Here is a 17357-nt window from a genome sequence, read left to right on the forward strand (position 1 = left end):
GCGGAACGCGATCACAGTTTCCCGGTCGATGACATGCCACCGCGGCCCGATGCGGCCCCGGCATCATCGGTGAGATCAGGGCCCGTCACAGCGAATGGTCCGGGGAATCTGCCGCTCGAATTGACCAGCTTCATCGATCGGCGGGCCCAGATGGCCGAGGTCGGAAACCGGTTGGCGAGTTCACGCCTGGTGACGCTGACCGGAATCGGCGGCGTCGGTAAGACGAGACTCGCGCTGCGTGTCGCTCACAAGGTGAAACACGAGTTCGCCGGCGGCGCGTGGCTGGTCGAGCTGGGGGACCTGCGAGATGAGAACCTGCTGGTCGATGTCGTGGCCGCCGCCGTCGGCCTGCGGAACCGCGGTGCCCGGCCGATCCTCGAGATGCTCATCGAACAGTTGTCCCCGAGCGACCTGCTTCTCGTGCTGGACAACTGCGAGCAGGTGATCGACGCGGTCACCGAACTCGCCGAATCGCTGCTGAGGACCTGCCCGAACCTGCGAATTCTGGCGACCAGTCGCGAAGCCCTGGGCCTCGGCGGGGAATCGGTGTTCGCGGTGCCCCCCATGGCGATTCCCGGTGTGACCGACCAGCCGTCACTGCGGACAGCGGCACGCTTCGATGCGGTGACCCTGTTCGCCGAACGCGCGGCCGCGGCCGTGCCCGGCTTCGCGATCACCGACGACAACAGGCTCACCGTGGCCCGGATCTGCGCCAGGCTCGACGGCCTGCCGCTGGCGATCGAGCTTGCCGCCGCACGATTGCGGACGATGTCACCGGAGCAGATCCTGTCCCGGCTCGATGACCGATTCACACTGCTGACCCGCGGAAGCCGTGGCGCCCCGAAACGCCAGCAGACTCTGCGGTGGTCCATCGGCTGGAGTTACGACCTGTGCACCTCGATGGAGCAGCGACTGTGGAATCAGCTGTCGGTCTTCGCCGGCGGCTTCGAACTCGACGCCGCCGCGGATGTTTGCGACACCGAACTGACCGAATGGGACTTGCACGATGCGCTGGCGGCGCTGGTCGACAAGTCTGTCCTCATTCGTGACGAAACCGAGGGCACGATCCGCTTCCGGATGCTGGAAACCGTTCAAGAGTACGGCAGAGATAAAGCCGAAGACAGCGGAGATTATCTCGAATACGTTCGGCGGCACCGAGATTGGTGTGAGCGATTGACCCTGCGGGCCGAGGCGGAATGGATAGGCCCGCATCAGGTCCAGTGGTTCGCCCGACTGGAGCGGGAGCTACCCAATCTCCGGAAAGCACTGGAACTCGGCCTGGCCGAGGCAAGCGAGACCGCACTGCGGATCAACACCGCCATCTACCTGTTCTGGGTGTTGCGTGGACGACTCGGCGAGGGACGCCGCTGGTGCGAGCGTGTCCTCGACCGTACGACCGGCGCGCGGACCGTAGACCGGGCCAAAGCGCTCTACGGGGCCAATGTGATGGCCGCGATGCAGGGTGACCTGCCCGCGGCGACCGACCGGGCAGCGCAGCTGACGGCCCTGGCCGAGCAGACCGCAGAACCACTGGTGCGAGCGCTGGCCACGGACGCCGCGGGAAATCTTCATCTCGGCACCGGTGACGGTGATCCGGCGCGGATCGTGGCCCTGCTGGCCGATGCCGTCGACATCTACGAGAGTGCGGGCGACGTCACGCTGCAGCTGGATGTCATGATTTCGCTGGGATGGGTCTGCGCACTACAGGGCGATACAGCGCAGGCTCTCGGGTACCTCGACGAGGTGCTGGCAATCACCGCATCCGCCGGTGAGACCATGTTCCATTCGTGGGGATCGTGGGCGGCGGGTTTTGCCGTATGGCGAAACAATGAACCTGAGCGCGCCGCTGAGCTGTTGCGGAGGGGCCTTCGAGCGGCTCGCACGGCCGCTGACCCGCTCGTCGCTGCCGGATGCCTGGAGATGCTGGCGTGGATTGCGGCCGAGCAGCACAACCCGCGCCGCGCCGCGGTCCTGATGGGTGCCGCCGATTCCCTGGGCCGCGCTGTGGGTGGTTCCCCGTTCATGTTTCAGGAACTGCGCTCCTATCGTGAGAAATGCGCTTCCAGCAGCCGCGCGGCGCTCGGCGTGCGCGCATTCGACACGGCCGGTGCGGACGGCGCCGCGATGAGTTTCGATACCGCCGTCGGCTTCGCACTCGGCGAGCCCGCCGAGGCCACGGAGCCCCGATCAGGGGGCGATCTGACCAAGCGCGAACGTCAGGTGGCCGATCTCGTCGCCCAAGGTTTGACCAACAAGGCGATCGCCACCCGCCTCGTGATCTCACCGCGCACCGCCGAAGGGCATGTGGAGCATATCCTCGCCAAACTCGGATTCAGCTCGCGTGCCCAGATCGCCGCATGGGCCACCGCGCAGCCCGGACCCTAGCCTCCAGATTCCCGTAATCGCCTGGCGGGCAGGCGGTTACGAGACCGGATCACCCGAACCCTTCGGTGGCGACTCGATGCTGCGGAGGCTCGAGATGGACGGTGAACGGCTCGGCCATTCCGAGGGTGATCAGAGCTTTGGGTTCGATCGGTGTCCGGCACGACGGCACGAACCGGTAGCGCTGCACGGTCATCGCCAGTGTGAACTGCATTTCGGCCATGGCGAATACGTTTCCGATGCAGAGCCTGGGGCCGGCGCCGAAGGGGAAGTAACCAAGTCTGTCTCGTCTCCCACCCTCCGAGTCCGCGAAGCGGTCCGGGTCGAATCGTTCGGGGGCGTCCCAGAAGTCCGGGTGACGGTGCACGAAGTAGCTGCTGAAGAAGATCGTGCTGCCGGCGGGAATGCGATAACCACCGATCTCGTCCTCGTGTGCCGCCTGCCGCACGAGCTGCCAGCCCGGCGGATACAGCCGCAGTGTCTCGTCGATGACACGGCGGGTGTAGCTCAGCTGCGGCAGATCGTCCATGGTCGGCCGACGCCCACCCAGCACCGTGTCGACCTCCGCGCGCAGTCGCTGTTCGACCTCGGGGTGACGACCGATCAGATACCAAGCCCAGGTGAGCGTGCTGGCGCTGGTTTCGTGTCCGGCGAACAGCATGGCGAACACCTCGTCGCGCAGCTGGGTGTCGCTCATACCCTCACCGGTGTCTTCGTCGCGGGCCCGCATCATCATCGACAGCAGGCTGCCGCGATCGTGCTCGTCCCGCCGGTGCTGACGGATCACCTCATGGGTGATCTCGTTCACGACTCGCAGGGCGCGATGAAAACGCCGATGTCCCGGGGTCGGAACCGACAGTGGCACCAGCGGAAATCTCAGATAGGCGGCCAGCTCCTCGGTCGCGGTGTCGACCGCATCGGTGAAGCGCCGGATCATCGCGTCGGCCGGATCCATCGCGAACAGCGCGCGAACCACGACCCGCAACGCGAGCCGGTTCATCTCGGCACGCAAATCGACGGGTCTGCCCTGCGTTTGCTCCCAACCATCAAGGATGGATTCGACGGTGTCGGTCATGAGCTCACCGAAGGCGGCGACCCGCTCGCGGTGGAAGGCGGGTTGCAAGAGCCGGCGCTGCAACAGCCATCCCGGTCTGGACGCCACGGTCAGACCCGCGCCGAACAACGTCCGCATGATGTCGTAGGCGGGGCCACCCCGATCGTAGTTCCGGTGGCGGGTTCTGAGGATGTGATCGACGTGGTCGGGATGGTTGATCAGCACCATCGGCATTCCGAGCAGATCGAGAGAAAAGATATCGCCGTGGTCCTCGATCATCCGGGACAGGAATTGCAACGGCGAGCGCTGGAACGCCAGTGTCGCCCGCAGCTTCCTCCGCGGGCCCGGTGGAAGTTCACGTCCCTCGAATAGGGGGGCCGACGATGACATTACCGACATGACGATCTCCTCTGCGGGGATCGCCGGACAACACGGACGTGCAGCTTTCGGGGCCGATCGAATTCCCGAACACATCCGATGTCACGACGAGCCTTCTGGTCGTGGCCAAGCACCGCTGTTACCGGCCATGGAGTGGGGCGCCAGGCGTTACCCGTACAGCCTCCGATGCCCGGGCACTACCGGCCACCGTAGAAATACCCACGCCCATACCCGTTTTCGGCACGGCCGTGAACTCACCGTGGTCTCCAGGAAGCGAATGCGGACTCCGGCGCCGGTCACAGCCTGTTCCCCCACCACATCCCCCCGTGGACCAGCTCGATCGTGTTGCCGTATCGAGCAGAGCATCTGCGTGATTTTCCCGATCGCGGTGACGGGCCGGGAACAGATGTCCACCGAAGTACGTAGGCCGCCGAGGGGTGTTTTCACCGATGCGGCACACGGGCTTTCCCGATGACAATCGCAGCAGTCGGCGACCGATATCGGACCACTAGCCAGCCTCTTGCAAGGGACACGATCGATCATGCGAATCACCTGTCATCGCTATCGCACGCTGGAGTACGCGATAACCGCTCCGTTCCCGGGCATCGTGGCACCGTCGGAGGTGGGCGTGCGGAGGGTGTTCTTCGATTGCCTGCTCGTATCGGTCGGTGTCGAGGATGGTGACACCCGGTGGAGCGATATGGCGGCTCGGGCGATACGGCAGATCGCCACGAATACCGCGGCCGCGTTCATCGTCGTCGACGGCGCGCCTCGCCAGGCGAATTCCGCCACGGCGAATCGAGGGCTCGCCGGATCGGACCCGCTGTCCCAGCTCGCCGACACCTTGGATGTGATGACCGACATCGCGGACCGGCTGGAGGAACGCGGCCTGCGTGTGCACCGCGTTCCCCTCTGCCGCAAGCGCTGGCGGACCGACCCGTCCGACACGGGAATTCAGCACGAGATTCGCTTTCCCAGTGACAGCGGCACCTGGACCACACCGTCCCGGCGGTCCGCCGATATCGAGTTGCCCACAACCGGAACGGTTCGCGGTGACGACCGGCCGAGGCCATCGGACATGTCCGAATGGCAGGCGGCCCTCCTACTCATGCTCAGCACATTTGCGCCGAGGCGAATCACTGCCCCCGGAGCAGCTCGGGCGGCACGTACCGCAACGGAATCGATAATGCGGGGGGACAATTCGCCCCGGTCGCCGTGGCCGAGCAGGTGCCGGCATGTTGATCACGGCGAATACGAGGATCGACCGGCAGCACCGGATAGTCGGACGAGCGAAAACCGGCCCACGTCGGACGTGAATCCCGATGAGCGAGTGCATAATCCGAAACGAGCGATCTGCGGCTCCAGCATTCGACTGCCGATGACACCACATCGGCATCCCCACCGCAAGCGCGGCGCGGCCGGGGAGCGCTAGCGGCACCGCTCGCGAATCGACTGCCGCCACACCGTGATACGCGGGTGGCGGCAGTGTCGTTTCGATACCGTGGACAGGATCGCGCACCCTCCCCTATGTTCGAATATAGGACTTCGAGTCACGAATGTCGGACATGTGCAGGAGGAGCGGTGCCGTACTACCGAGCGGTGGGAGAGTTTCCCCGGCAGCGTCATGTCGCCTTCACCCTGGGTGACGGCACCGCGACCTTCGAGGAGTTCATCGGAGAGGAGGGCTTCTCCGGGGCCGGTTCCCTGCTCTACCACCGCCGCGTGCCCTCGGCCCTCGTCGACGCCCGCGACTGGGATCTCGGCGACCAGGCGCTCAACGCCAACACTCCCCTGTTGCCCCGCCATTTCCACCCGCCGGATCTGTTCTCCGACAGCACCGGCCGCGACGCGGTGCGTGACCGTCGCACGGTACTGGCCAATGCCGATGTCCGGATCTCCTATGTCGTCGCCGACCGGGTCTCGCCGCTCTACAGCAACGGCGTCGGCGACGAGGTGATCTTCGTCGAGTCCGGCGCGGCCACCCTGGACAGCGTCTTCGGCCGGATCGCGGTGCGCCAGGGCGATAACGTCGTCGTACCCCGGGCCACCGTCCACCGCTGGCTCCCGGACGCGGCGGCCGGACCGCTGCGACTGCTGTGCGTCGAGGGCGCCGGACATGTGCGCCCACCCGATAGACATCGCACCCGCTACGGCCAGTTCCTGGAGGGCTCCCCGATCACCGAGCGCGATCTACGCGGACCGGTCGGGCCGCTGCTGGCCGACGACGCGCAGGCCGATGCCGATACCGAGGTCTACGTCAGACATCGCGCCGGCGCCGGCCTGCACGGCACGGTCGTCGTCTACGACCACCATCCCTTCGATGTGGTCGGCTGGGACGGCCATCTGTATCCCTACGCCCTGAACTACCGCGACTTCTCCCCCGTGGTCGGCGCGGTACTGCAGCCGCCCCCGACCTATCAGATCCTGCAGGGGCAGGGCTTCGTGGTGTGCAACTTCGTTCCGCGCCCACTGGAATTCGCGCCCGGTGCGATCAAGGTGCCCTACTACCACTCCAACGTGGATTCCGACGAGGTGATGTTCTACTTCGCCGGTGAGACCGCCGCCCGCAAGGGTTCGGGCATCCGCACCGGTTCGATCACCCTGCACCCCGCCGCCTACACCCACGGCCCGCGTCGCCAGGCCTACCTCGACTCGCCCGGATTCACCGAGCCCAACGAGATGGCGTTCATGGTCGACACCTTCCGCCCGCTGGAGGTGGCCGAGGGCGGCACCGCCAGCGATGTCCCCGGCTATCCGTGGAGCTGGTCGGACAAACCGCACGCCGGCCGGCGTCACGCCGGGAGCGAATCCACCGCACGACAGGAGAGCCAGTGAGCGAATCGTTCGAACGGATCCCGGTGATCCTGCGGCACGAGAATCAGCCCACGGTCCGCGAGACCTACGGATTCACCGGCGGCCACGGTGTCGTCCTCGAGGGGCAACTGCTGCGCCCGCCCGGCGATCGGCGCCGCGGGACCGTCTTCGTCTTCCAGCATCCGACCTCCACCCTGAACCTTCTGCCGATGCCCACCGCACTCGCCGAGCGCGGCCATCATGTGCTGTGCGCGGCAGGTCGCTATCCCAAGAACGATTCCGCGCTGGTGATGGAGAAGGTGGTCCTCGATCTCGGAGCGTGGGTGCGCTGGGCCCGGGAGACCGGCGGTTACGAGCGGGTGATCCTGGTCGGCTGGTCCGGCGGCGGTTCACTGTCGCTGCTGTATCAGGCCGAGGCACTCGATCCGACCATCACCGCCACACCGGCCGGGGATCCGGTGGATATCGCCGGTGCCGGACTCTCCCCCGCCGACGGGGTCGTGTTCATCGCGGCCCACCTGTCGCGCGCCGAAACGCTCACCGAATGGCTGGATCCGTCGGTGATCGACGAAACCGACCCCTATCACCGCGATGCCACCTGGGATATCTACGCCGACAACGCCCGGCGACAGCCGCCGTTCGATCCCGAATTCGTGGCCGGATTCCGGGCGGCCCAGCGCGCCCGCAACCGCCGCATCTCCGAGTGGGCGCTGGGTCGGCTTGCCGAACTCCGTGCGGCGGACGGGCCCGAACAGGAGCAGCCCTTCCTGGTCCACCGGACCATGTGCGATGTGCGCTGGATCGATCCGGCGGTCGATCCCAACGATCGCCGCCCCAACTGGTGCTATCTCGGCGACCCGCGCACCGCCAATGTCGGACCGGTCGGACTCGCTCGCTACACCACGCTGCGATCATGGCTGAGCCAGTGGAGCCTGGACCATTCGGTGGCGGGCGGGGCCCGCAACGCCGCCCGGATCACCGCGGGTCCGGTCCTGCAGATCGAGAACTCCGCCGACGACGCGGTGCCGGCCACCCACAATCCGATCGTGCGCGACGCGCTCGCTACTCCGGACCGGACCTATCGGGTGATCGCGGGCGCGACGCACTACTACGTCGGACAGCCCGACCACCTGCGCACCTGTCTCGAATACGTCGAACAGTGGGCGGCCGAGCGGGATCTGATCGTCCCGGCGCCCACGTAGGATCTGGGCCATGCCGGTCCCCGACACCTCGCAGACCCTCAGCCGCGGACTCGACGTGTTGAAGGTGCTGGCCAGCAGTCCGCATGCCCGGACCCCGGCCCAGCTGGCGACCGAACTCGGCCTGTCCCGCACGATCATCTACCGCTTGGTCGGGACCCTCGTCGAGCACGGACTGGTGCGCCGGGGCGCGGACGGGACGGTGGCCATCTCCGCGGGCGCGCTGATGCTCACCGAGAACGTGCTCGGGTCGGTCCGGGAGGCGACCCGCGAAATCCTCGAGGATCTGGCCCGCGAGGCGGAGGCCACCGCGCATTTCTGTGTGGCGGACGGTGACGATGTGCTCGCGGTCGCGGTGGTGGAACCACCGTTCACCACCTTCCATGTCGCCTATCGGGTCGGCGCCCGCACCGCGCGCGGTCAGGGCGCGCTCGGTGCGGCCATCGAGGCGGCGCAGCGCGGCGAGATGGGATTGTTCGAGAGCGAAGGCCAGTTGGTGGCCGGCGCGCACGGCATCGTGGCGGCGCTGCCCGGCCTGCCCGGCCCGCCGGCGGCGGTCGGGGTCGTCACCCTGGTCGGCCAGGAGACTGCGGCGATGACCGAGGCGGTCCGGCGTGCGGCCTCTCGCCTGCACGAGACACTCGGCTGAAACCGTCCGATAATCGGATTTCACTTCATATTATTCGGTCACGGCGTTAGCCTGCTCACACTCTCGTTCAGTCGTCCAGGAGCAGCCGTGTCCGACTACACCACCACCGCGCACGCCGATGGAGCGCAGCCACCGACCACCTTCCCGCCCCGCCGCCTGTGGATCGGGGGCCGCTGGCGCGATGCGAGCGACCACGCGACCTACCGATCCGAGAATCCGACCACCCGCGAACACATCTGCGATATCGCCGACGCCACCGCGGAGGATGTCGACGACGCCGTGCACGCGGCACAGGCGGCCTTCGACGACAGCGGCTGGAAGGAGAGGGGCGGCGCCGAACGTGGCCGGATCCTGCTGCGGGCAGCGGAACTGATCGAAGCGCAGACCCATTATCTGTCCGCACTCGAGACGCTGGAGGTCGGAAAACTCTACAAGGACGGCGTATTCGGCGATATCCCGGCCACCCTCGCGACGTTCCGGTATTACGCCGGATACGCCGACAAATTGCACGGCTCGACGGTGCAACTCCCCGATTACGCCGGTCGTCATCGGCTCAATTACACGCTGCGTGAACCGCTCGGCGTGATCGGTGCGATCACGCCGTGGAACAACCCGATCGTGGTGGCCGGCTGGAAGGTCGCACCGGCACTCGCCGCGGGCAATACCGTCGTGATCAAACCGCCCGAGGACGCCGCGCTGTCGATCCTGCGGCTGGCCGAGATCCTCGCCGAGGCGGGGGTCCCGGACGGCGTGTTCAACGTTGTCCCCGGCCGCGGCGAGACCGCCGGCGCCGCGCTGGCCCGCCATCCCGGCCTGGCGAAACTGACCTTCACCGGCAGCCCGGAGGTCGGCGCCTCGATGAATACCCATGCGGGCGGCCAGTTCCGCAAGGTGACACTGGAATTGGGTGGCAAGAATCCCCAGATCGTCTTTCCCGACGCCGATCTCGATCGCGCGCTGCCGTTCGTCGCCGTGGGCAACTTCTTGCACCAGGGCCAGGTCTGCGCGGCCGGAACCCGGGTCTACGTGCACGACAGCCTGGTCGCGGAGGTGACCCGGCGGCTGGCCGATTATGCCGAGACCCTCACGCTGGGCGACCCTTTCGCCCCCGACATCACCATGGGACCGGTGGTGAACCGGCAGCAGCACGAGCGGATCGGCGGCTATCTCGATCTCGGTATCAGCGAGGGCGCGGAGTTGGTGACCGGTGGCGCCCTGGCCGACCGGTCCGGCTACTTCGTCGAACCGACCGTCTTCCTCGGCCGTCACGACCATCGGATCGCCCGGGAGGAGATCTTCGGCCCGGTCGCCACGATCATCCCGTTCTCCGACACCGCCGATGTGCTCACACTGGCCAATGACAGCCGCTTCGGCCTCAACGCGATCATCTACACCGAGAATCTGCACACCGCGGCGACCACCGCCCGCGATCTGCGAGTCGGCAACGTGTGGATCAACGCCTTCGGCATCCCCGATATGACCACGCCCTGGGGCGGCCGGGCCGGCAGCGGTATCGGCCGCGAACTCGGCCCGGCCGGAATCGGGGCCTACACCGAGGAGAAGACCGTTCAGATGATGTTCTGATCACCCGTGTGGCACAACGGCATTCAGATCGTCGAAGGCCCGATCGTCCAGGCGCACCCGGGCCGCCGCGACATTCTCCTCCAGGTGGGCGAGGCTGCGGGTGCCGGGGATGAGCAGCACATGCGGGTCGCGGCCGAGCAGCCAGGCCAGCCCGACCTGGTTGCCCGTCACCCCGAGCCGGGCCGCGACCGCGCGCACCACCGGATGTCCGCTCACCTTCGGGCGGCCCGGAAATCCGGAGCCGAGCGGAAAGAACGGCACGAAAGCCGTTCCGCGCGCGGCACATTCGGCGAGCATCGGCTCGTGCTCCCGCTCCAGCAGGTTGTACATGTTCTGCACACAGGCGATACCGGCGGGTGCGGCCCGGATCAGCTGCTCCACCGTGACCGCGCTGAGCCCGATCGCGCCGATCTTGCCCTCCGCGCGCAGCGAGATCAGTTCGGCCAGCTGATCGTCGAGGTCGACGATCTGATCGCCGGTGGCCACGATGCCGGGCGGACCGTCGACCCGCCGCAGGTTGACCACATCGAGCCGATCCACGCCGAGTCCGCGCAGATCCGCCTCCACCGTGGCCCGCAACTGCTCCGGACGTTGCGCGGGGATCAGCCCGCCGTCCGCGTGCGCGGCGCCGACCTTGCCGACCAGCATCAGCCGCTCGGGATACGGATGCAATGCCCGCCGGATCAGCGCGTCGACCGCGCCGTCACCGTAGAACCCGGCGGTGTCGATGTGATCGACACCCAGTTCGACCGCGCGGCGCAGGACCGCGACACCGTCGCCACCGGCTTCCAATTGCATTGCGCCGTAACCGATCCTGCCGACCGCCCGGCCGGCGAGTTCGCCGTCGCGGGGTTGCGTCGTCATCGTCATGACCGACTCCTTGCTACCCTCGGAAGTGAAGCGGAGGCCCCTCCGCTTGACTCCATGATACAGAAACGGAGGCACCTCCGCTTTGTCTGCGCAGCCGAGCGGACGCCGCGACGCGCAACGCAACCGGCGACTGCTCCTCGATGCCGCGCTCGCGGCGTTCACCGACGAGCCGGACACCATCAGCCTCGAGGCGATCGCCCGATCGGCCGGTGTGGGAATCGGCACGCTGTATCGGCACTTCCCCTCCCGCGAGGCGCTGATCGAGGCCGTCTACCGCAACGAACTGGAACGGCTGTGCGACGAGGCCGGTCCGCTACTCGACACCCGGCCGCCCGCCGAGGCGCTACGCACCTGGCTGGGCCGCTACGCGGATTTCGTCGCGACCAAACAGGGCATGGCGCAGGCGCTGCGTGAGGTCATCGCCTCCGGCGCGGTCACCTCGGCCGGGACCCGCGAACGGCTCGGCGCCGCGATCGCGTCGATACTGGCCGCGGGCGGCACAGCGGGAACGCTGCGCGGGGATATCCGGCCGGAGGATGTGACAGCGGCGATGGCCGGCGCGACGCTGGCCGGTACCGACCGCGCGCAGACTGATCGCCTGCTCGATCTACTCGTCGACGGGGTGCGCGCCCGCTAGGGATCCGAGGCGGCGTCCCCGGCCCGGCCGATTCGCTCCTGCCGTTACCGCGACCGGACCAGCGCGGTCCCGGTCGCCCGATCGTGCATACCGCGTCCGTCACCATCGGTGAACAGCGCCGGCACCACGAAGGTCAGCAGTGCCTGCCGGGCGATACCGCGGACGAATCCGACATGCGCGGGCGCATCGACACGGATCGTACGCATCCGAAGGAAATACTGCCCCGGCGTGAACCCGAATACCGCCACCGTGACGACGCCGATCACGAACCAGACCAGATAGGTGACGGTGTTGAGCGAACCCGAGCCGTGCACGATCAGCGCGGCGATGCCCATCGCGATGAAATAGTCCACGAACAGCGCGACGATGCGGCGCGACATGGGCGCCAGCGATCCCGCACCGGCCTGCGGCAGACCCAGCTGCTGACCGCGGTACTCGTCGGGCTGCGGCTCCCCCGGGCGGGCCGCATCGGGGCCGGACAGCCAGGAACCGGTAATTCGCGACATGACTCCAGCTTAGGCGCGCGGGCGGTGAGGATTACGTCACACCCGTCCCTGAGCGGGACTCCGCGGAGGAAGGGGATCGGCCACCCGCTCGCCGCACGCGCGGCCGGTGCCGCGGTGACGCGCGCGGCACCCGCCGGGCGGCGGCACACCCGCCCGGAAGCGTTCACCAAAGCGGTTGCGGCCGGGAAACTCTCGGCCGCACACCCCTCGACCGGCCACGATTCACGATCCTTGCGGCAGTGGCGCGCGGCGGTGATGGCAGGATAAGCGTGCTGGTCCGGCGCCGCATCTCGACCGCCCCGTGATGCTGCGACGCGCGGGGAGGCCGCCACCCCGTCCAGCAGCACGTGTAACACTGGCGAAACACAGCCTTGATTGCGGGGAAACACCGCATCCATACCGTTCGACGCTGAAACCCAGCAATCGGCACAGGCTGGGAACCGATCCGTAAGGAGTACTAAGTGGCGTTCAGCACGGCCGACGAGGTCATCCAGCACATCAAGGAGGAGAACGTCGAGTACGTCGACGTTCGTTTCTCGGACCTCCCTGGCGTTCAGCAGCACTTCTCGATCCCGGCGAAGTCCTTCACCGCCGACCTGGCCGAAGAGGGTCTGGCGTTCGACGGCTCCTCCGTGCGCGGTTTCCAGTCGATCGACGAGTCGGACATGCTGTTGCTGCCCGACTACTCCACCGCCCGGATCGACCCGTTCCGTGCCGCGAAGACCCTGAACCTGAACTTCTTCGTGCACGACCCGTTCACCCGTGAGGCCTACTCCCGCGACCCGCGCAACATCGCGCGCAAGGCGGAGGAGTACCTGCGGTCGACCGGTATCGCCGACACCGCGTACTTCGGTGCCGAGGCCGAGTTCTACATCTTCGACGGCGTCCGCTACGACTCGGCGATGAACGGCGCCTTCTACGAGATCGAGTCCGTCTCCGGCTCGTGGAACACCGGTGCCGAGTTCAACCCGGACGGTTCGCGCAACCTGGGCTACAAGGTCCGCAACAAGGGTGGCTACTTCCCGGTCGCCCCGTACGACCACTACGTCGACCTGCGCGATCAGATCTCGACCAACCTGCAGAACGCGGGCTTCGAGCTCGAGCGCGGCCACCACGAGGTCGGCACCGCCGGCCAGGCCGAGATCAACTACAAGTTCGGCACGCTGCTCGGCGCGGCCGACGACCTGCAGTTGTTCAAGTACATCGTGAAGAACACCGCGTGGCAGGCCGGCAAGTCGGTCACCTTCATGCCGAAGCCGCTGTTCGGTGACAACGGCTCGGGCATGCACGTGCACCAGTCGCTGTGGAAGGACGGCAAGCCGCTGTTCCACGACGAGGCCGGCTACGGTGGCCTGTCCGATCTGGCCCGCCACTACATCGGCGGCATCCTGCACCACGCGCCGTCGCTGCTGGCGTTCACCAACCCGACGGTGAACTCGTACCATCGCCTGGTGCCGGGCTACGAGGCTCCGATCAACCTGGTGTACTCGCAGCGCAACCGCTCGGCCGCGGTCCGCATCCCGGTGACCGGTAACAACCCGAAGGCCAAGCGCATCGAGTTCCGCGCGCCCGACTCCTCGGGTAACCCGTACCTGGCCTTCGCCGCCATGATGATGGCCGGCCTGGACGGCATCAAGAAGAAGATCGAGCCGAAGGCCCCGGTCGACAAGGACCTCTACGAGCTCCCGCCGGAGGAGGCCAAGAACATCCCGCAGGCCCCGACCTCGCTGGCGTCGGTCATCGATCGCCTCGAGCAGGATCACGAGTACCTCACCGAGGGCAACGTCTTCACCGACGACCTCATCGAGACCTGGATCACGCTCAAGCGCGAGAACGAGATCGCGCCGGTCAACCTGCGTCCGCACCCCTACGAGTTCGAGCTCTACTACGACGTGTAAGTCGCCACGGCGAGCCGTGTCATGCGGTGGTAGGAGAAACGTTCTCACGGAGCCCCGGTCGATTGCCGACCGGGGCTCCGGCCGTTTCCCACCTTTCCGAAGAATTCTTCGCGGCACATGTCGAGAACGGGATCACGGCTCCGTCCCCTGGATATGAGCGGCCGACAGGGGCCGCACGACCCAGGGAGGCCCGTCATGCACCAGCACGAGATCACCGAGATCCTGAACCGTCCGGCGAGCCGGGAACTGCTGGCCCGCGATCTGGCCCGCTTGGCCTATGTCGCGAAAGACGGCACACCGCGGTCGATTCCGATCGCGATCGCCTGGAACGGCGCGCAGATCATCATGTGCACCGCGAAGAACGCGCCGAAGCTGCACTCACTGCGGCACAATCCGGCAGTCGCGCTGACGATCGATACCGAGGTGCATCCGCCGAAGATCCTGCTGATGCGCGGGCGGGCCGAACTCGACACCGTCGAGGGCATCCCCGCGGAATATCTGCAGATGAACGGCAGCTACGAGATGACCGCCGCGCAGCGGGTGGAGTGGGAGGCCGAGGTCCGTTCCCTCTACGACGGCATGGTCCGGATCGTCGTGACGCCGACCTGGGTGAAGCTCATCGACTTCGAGACCACCCTGCCGAGCGCGGTCGAGGAATTGATCCGGGAGCGCGCGGAACGCCGGCCCGCCTAGCGCGGCCGTCACAGATGCGGATGGCTGCCCAGCGATGCGGTGTACACCGCGGGGTGACCGTGCGCGGCGGCGAGATTACGGCGTTCCTGACGGGTCAGGGTGTGGCGGGCCAGCGCACGCCGGATGTAGTCGCGCACACCGCGCAATACCGATGGGTGAGTGTGCATGTGGGCCATGGCCGGCTCCCTCCTCCCCCGATCGTGCCGGTTCGAGTGGAACACCATTCTTCCACCTGGTCACCCGAATTTCAGGATCTCTACGCCGCTCCGACCCGGAATCCCGTTTCCTTGCCAAGAGCTGGACATGATGAGATGATTCGCATGTAATCCTCTCATCGTGTCCAGGGGTCAAAGGAGATCACCGTATGACCGCGACCGTCGCACGCACCGAGCACACGCCCCATGAGCTCGGACCACGACAGCCGATCCAGCCCGGAACTCGCATGTGGGATCAGGTCGGGCTGATCACCTTCTCCCTCACCGCCGGATCCGCGTTCCTGCTGCAGACGATGGAGCCGACGATCTCCGCGGTCGTCGACGAACACTCCACCTTCCGCACCGATCCGATGGGCCGGGCGCTGCGCAGCCTCGCGGCCGTGATGACCTGGACCTACGCCGGTGACGAGGCCGTCGCCGAGGCCGACCGCCTGCGCCGCATGCACGCCTCGCTCAACACCGTCGACGAGACCGGCAAGCGGCATTCCGCACTGGCGTCCGGCCCGTGGGCCTGGGTGCTGCACACCGGCACCTTCGCCTTCACCGAGGGCTCGAAGTACTTCGGCCGCACCACGCTCACCTACGCCGAGAAGGAGCAGTACTACCAGGAGGTGCTGCAGCTGCTGCGCATGTTCTCGGTGGCCCCCAAGGAGATCCCGGCGACCTATGCCGAGTTCGAGGTGTTCTTCGCCGACACCGTCGAGAACCATCTGGTCGCGACCGACACCGCCCGGGACTACCTGAAGACCATCCGGCACGTGGCCGCCCCGAAGGGGATGCCCAAGCCGCTGATTCCGCTGTGGAATGCCGCGGTCTCGCCGGTCGGACGCCTGCAGTACTTCTGCACCGTCGGCACCACCCCCGAACCCGCTCGCCGCAAACTCGGCCTGACCTGGACCGCCGCGGACGAGCGCACGCTGCGGGTGCTGGGCTGGTTGATCGCGCGACTGGTCCCGCTGCTGCCCGAGCGGATCCGCTACTTCCCCATCGCCTACGAGGCCCGCCGCCTCGAGCGCGACCGGGCGCGGCTGCGCAAGGTGCTGGATCTGCGGCCCATGTGAGGGCCGGGTATTCGACCCCGGTGCGGCGGTCCGGGCAGGCGGCGGTGCACACTCGATAGTCCTATGGTGCTCGAGAAGATCGATATCGACGACGCGACCGCCGAACGCCTGGCCCAGGCGCTGCGCTGTGTCACCGTCTCCCGCGACGACGCCGAGGCCGATGTGGCCGAATTCGACCGGCTCGCCGATCACCTCGAAGCCTGCTTTCCGCTGGTGCACGCGCGGCTCGAGCTCGAGCGATTCGGCCACAGCAGGCTGTATCGCTGGGCCGGGTCCGAGCCGGGGACCGCCGCGCTGCTGCTCGCCCACCAGGATGTGGTCCCGGTGGACGATGAGCAGCGCTGGACCCATCCGCCGTTCGCCGGAGTGGTCGACGACGACTTCATCTGGGGCCGCGGCGCGATCGACGACAAGAGCCGGATGATGGCGATACTCGAAGCCGCCGAATCCCTGCTCGCACAGGGGCACCGCCCGCGACGCGCGATCTACCTCGCGTTCGGCCACGACGAGGAGGTCTTCGGCCACACCGGCGCCGGACGCATGGCCGCCCGGCTGCGCGAACTCCGGGTGCGGGCCGATGTGCTGCTCGACGAGGGCGGGGTAATCACCCAGGGTGTCGCCGACGGCGCCACCGCACCGGTCGCCTCGATCATGCTCGGCGAAAAGGGCTGGGCCACTGTGCGATTGCTGACCGTCGCACCCGGCGGTCACTCGTCGATGCCCGGCCGCGAAACCGCCGTCGGCCGGATCGCACGGGCAGTCGCCCGGATCCAGGACCAGCCGATGCCGCTGCGCATGACACCGGTGATCGCCGATATGCTGGCGCGGATGCGGCCCGCCATGGCCGAACCGCGACGTTCGGCACTACGGCTGTTGCCGGTCGCGAGCGGCCTCGTTACCCGGTTGATGGCCGCCCGCGCACAGACCGAGGCGCTGGTCCGCACGACCACCGCACCCACCGTGATCCGCGGCGGCGTGAAGGAGAACGTGCTGCCGCAGCACGCAGAGGCACTGGTGAATTTCCGTATCCTGCCCGGCGATTCGGTGCGGGAGGTGCTCGCGCACTGCCGCCGCGTGGTGGCCGATTCGCAGGTCACGATCGAGCTGCTGGGGGCGGCATCGGAGCCCTCGCACATCACCGGCCCCGGCCCGGCCTTCGACACGATCGCCGGGATCACCCGCGCACTCGTCCCCGAGGCCGTGGTCACCACGGGCATCGTGCCCGGCGCCACCGACTCCCGGCACTACGACGGATTGGCCGCCACCCGCTGCAATTTCGCCCCCATCATGGTGGACGCCGCAGATCTGGAACGCATCCACGGCACCGACGAACGGCTCTCACGGGCCAACTACGCGCGGTTGATCGAATTCAACCGGCGCCTGCTCGCGCACTACACCACCGTCGACGGCTGATGCC

The 17357-nt window shown here is 67.4% G+C and carries 14 protein-coding genes; 10 read left to right on the forward strand and 4 right to left on the reverse strand.

Going from position 1 to position 17357, the window contains the following annotated elements:
- Nucleotides 1–120: 120 nt before the first annotated feature.
- Complete coding sequence (locus tag LKD76_RS21855) at nt 121–2385, forward strand: ATP-binding protein (protein WP_227983265.1); 2265 nt, start codon at nt 121–123, stop codon at nt 2383–2385.
- 49 nt (nt 2386–2434) lie between these two features.
- On the opposite strand, the gene LKD76_RS21860 is transcribed toward LKD76_RS21855, so the two are convergent.
- Nucleotides 2435–3835, reverse strand: a complete 1401-nt coding sequence (locus LKD76_RS21860; RefSeq protein ID WP_227983266.1) for a cytochrome P450 — start codon at nt 3833–3835, stop codon at nt 2435–2437.
- A gap of 1560 nt (nt 3836–5395) precedes the next feature.
- On the opposite strand from LKD76_RS21860, the gene LKD76_RS21865 reads away from it, so the two are divergent.
- The 4 genes from LKD76_RS21865 to LKD76_RS21880 all read left to right on the forward strand — a co-directional run bounded on the left by LKD76_RS21865 (nt 5396) and on the right by LKD76_RS21880 (nt 10060).
- A complete protein-coding gene (locus tag LKD76_RS21865) occupies nt 5396–6649 on the forward strand; it encodes a homogentisate 1,2-dioxygenase (protein ID WP_227983267.1) in 1254 nt (417 codons plus the stop codon).
- Nucleotides 6646–7830: an alpha/beta hydrolase family protein gene (locus LKD76_RS21870; RefSeq protein WP_227983268.1), complete on the forward strand. Its 1185-nt coding sequence runs from the start codon at nt 6646–6648 to the stop codon at nt 7828–7830. Before LKD76_RS21865 ends, LKD76_RS21870 begins: the two co-directional genes overlap by 4 nt.
- Before the next feature lie 10 nt (nt 7831–7840).
- Entirely contained in the window at nt 7841–8476 is a 636-nt protein-coding gene (locus tag LKD76_RS21875; protein WP_227983269.1) for a helix-turn-helix domain-containing protein, read from the forward strand.
- 87 nt (nt 8477–8563) lie between these two features.
- On the forward strand, nt 8564–10060 hold the full coding sequence (locus tag LKD76_RS21880; RefSeq protein WP_308188565.1) for an aldehyde dehydrogenase family protein: 1497 nt from the start codon (nt 8564–8566) through the stop codon (nt 10058–10060).
- Here LKD76_RS21880 and LKD76_RS21885 read toward each other — a convergent pair whose 3' ends face one another.
- Nucleotides 10061–10924, reverse strand: a complete 864-nt coding sequence (locus LKD76_RS21885; protein WP_227985362.1) for an aldo/keto reductase — start codon at nt 10922–10924, stop codon at nt 10061–10063.
- Between the two features lie 88 nt (nt 10925–11012).
- Here LKD76_RS21885 and LKD76_RS21890 point away from each other — a divergent pair, with 88 nt between their 5' ends.
- Nucleotides 11013–11567: a TetR/AcrR family transcriptional regulator gene (locus LKD76_RS21890; protein WP_227983270.1), complete on the forward strand. Its 555-nt coding sequence runs from the start codon at nt 11013–11015 to the stop codon at nt 11565–11567.
- Nucleotides 11568–11611: 44 nt separating this feature from the next.
- Here the strand turns inward: LKD76_RS21890 and LKD76_RS21895 are convergent, their stop codons facing one another.
- Nucleotides 11612–12073, reverse strand: a complete 462-nt coding sequence (locus tag LKD76_RS21895; protein ID WP_227983271.1) for an RDD family protein — start codon at nt 12071–12073, stop codon at nt 11612–11614.
- Nucleotides 12074–12534: 461 nt separating this feature from the next.
- Between LKD76_RS21895 and glnA the strand changes: the two genes are divergently transcribed.
- Nucleotides 12535–13971 (forward strand): type I glutamate--ammonia ligase, encoded by a 1437-nt coding sequence (gene glnA, locus LKD76_RS21900; RefSeq protein WP_227983272.1) that lies wholly within the window; start codon nt 12535–12537, stop codon nt 13969–13971.
- Between the two features lie 195 nt (nt 13972–14166).
- The gene (locus tag LKD76_RS21905) at nt 14167–14664 is read left to right on the forward strand and encodes a pyridoxamine 5'-phosphate oxidase family protein (RefSeq protein WP_227983273.1); all 498 of its coding nucleotides are present in this window, start codon (nt 14167–14169) and stop codon (nt 14662–14664) included.
- Between the two features lie 8 nt (nt 14665–14672).
- Here the strand turns inward: LKD76_RS21905 and LKD76_RS21910 are convergent, their stop codons facing one another.
- A complete protein-coding gene (locus LKD76_RS21910) occupies nt 14673–14840 on the reverse strand; it encodes a hypothetical protein (RefSeq protein WP_227983274.1) in 168 nt (55 codons plus the stop codon).
- 188 nt (nt 14841–15028) lie between these two features.
- Between LKD76_RS21910 and LKD76_RS21915 the strand changes: the two genes are divergently transcribed.
- Both LKD76_RS21915 and LKD76_RS21920 read left to right on the forward strand, forming a co-directional pair.
- A complete protein-coding gene (locus LKD76_RS21915; protein WP_227983275.1) occupies nt 15029–15940 on the forward strand; it encodes an oxygenase MpaB family protein in 912 nt (303 codons plus the stop codon).
- Between the two features lie 63 nt (nt 15941–16003).
- Nucleotides 16004–17353, forward strand: a complete 1350-nt coding sequence (locus LKD76_RS21920) for a M20/M25/M40 family metallo-hydrolase (RefSeq protein ID WP_227983276.1) — start codon at nt 16004–16006, stop codon at nt 17351–17353.
- The last annotated feature ends 4 nt before the right edge of the window (nt 17354–17357 follow it).

The organism is Nocardia spumae (genome assembly GCF_020733635.1).
GTDB classification, from domain to species: Bacteria; Actinomycetota; Actinomycetes; order Mycobacteriales; family Mycobacteriaceae; genus Nocardia; species Nocardia spumae.

Coding starts and splice junctions, on each gene's coding strand:
- LKD76_RS21860 (WP_227983266.1), bottom strand. CDS start 3,835: ATGTCGGTAATGTCATCGTCGGCCCCCCTATTCGAGGGACGTGAACTT.
- LKD76_RS21875 (WP_227983269.1), top strand. CDS start 7,841: ATGCCGGTCCCCGACACCTCGCAGACCCTCAGCCGCGGACTCGACGTG.
- LKD76_RS21885 (WP_227985362.1), bottom strand. CDS start 10,924: ATGACGACGCAACCCCGCGACGGCGAACTCGCCGGCCGGGCGGTCGGC.
- LKD76_RS21895 (WP_227983271.1), bottom strand. CDS start 12,073: ATGTCGCGAATTACCGGTTCCTGGCTGTCCGGCCCCGATGCGGCCCGC.
- LKD76_RS21905 (WP_227983273.1), top strand. CDS start 14,167: ATGCACCAGCACGAGATCACCGAGATCCTGAACCGTCCGGCGAGCCGG.
- LKD76_RS21910 (WP_227983274.1), bottom strand. CDS start 14,840: ATGGCCCACATGCACACTCACCCATCGGTATTGCGCGGTGTGCGCGAC.
- LKD76_RS21915 (WP_227983275.1), top strand. CDS start 15,029: ATGACCGCGACCGTCGCACGCACCGAGCACACGCCCCATGAGCTCGGA.
- LKD76_RS21920 (WP_227983276.1), top strand. CDS start 16,004: ATGGTGCTCGAGAAGATCGATATCGACGACGCGACCGCCGAACGCCTG.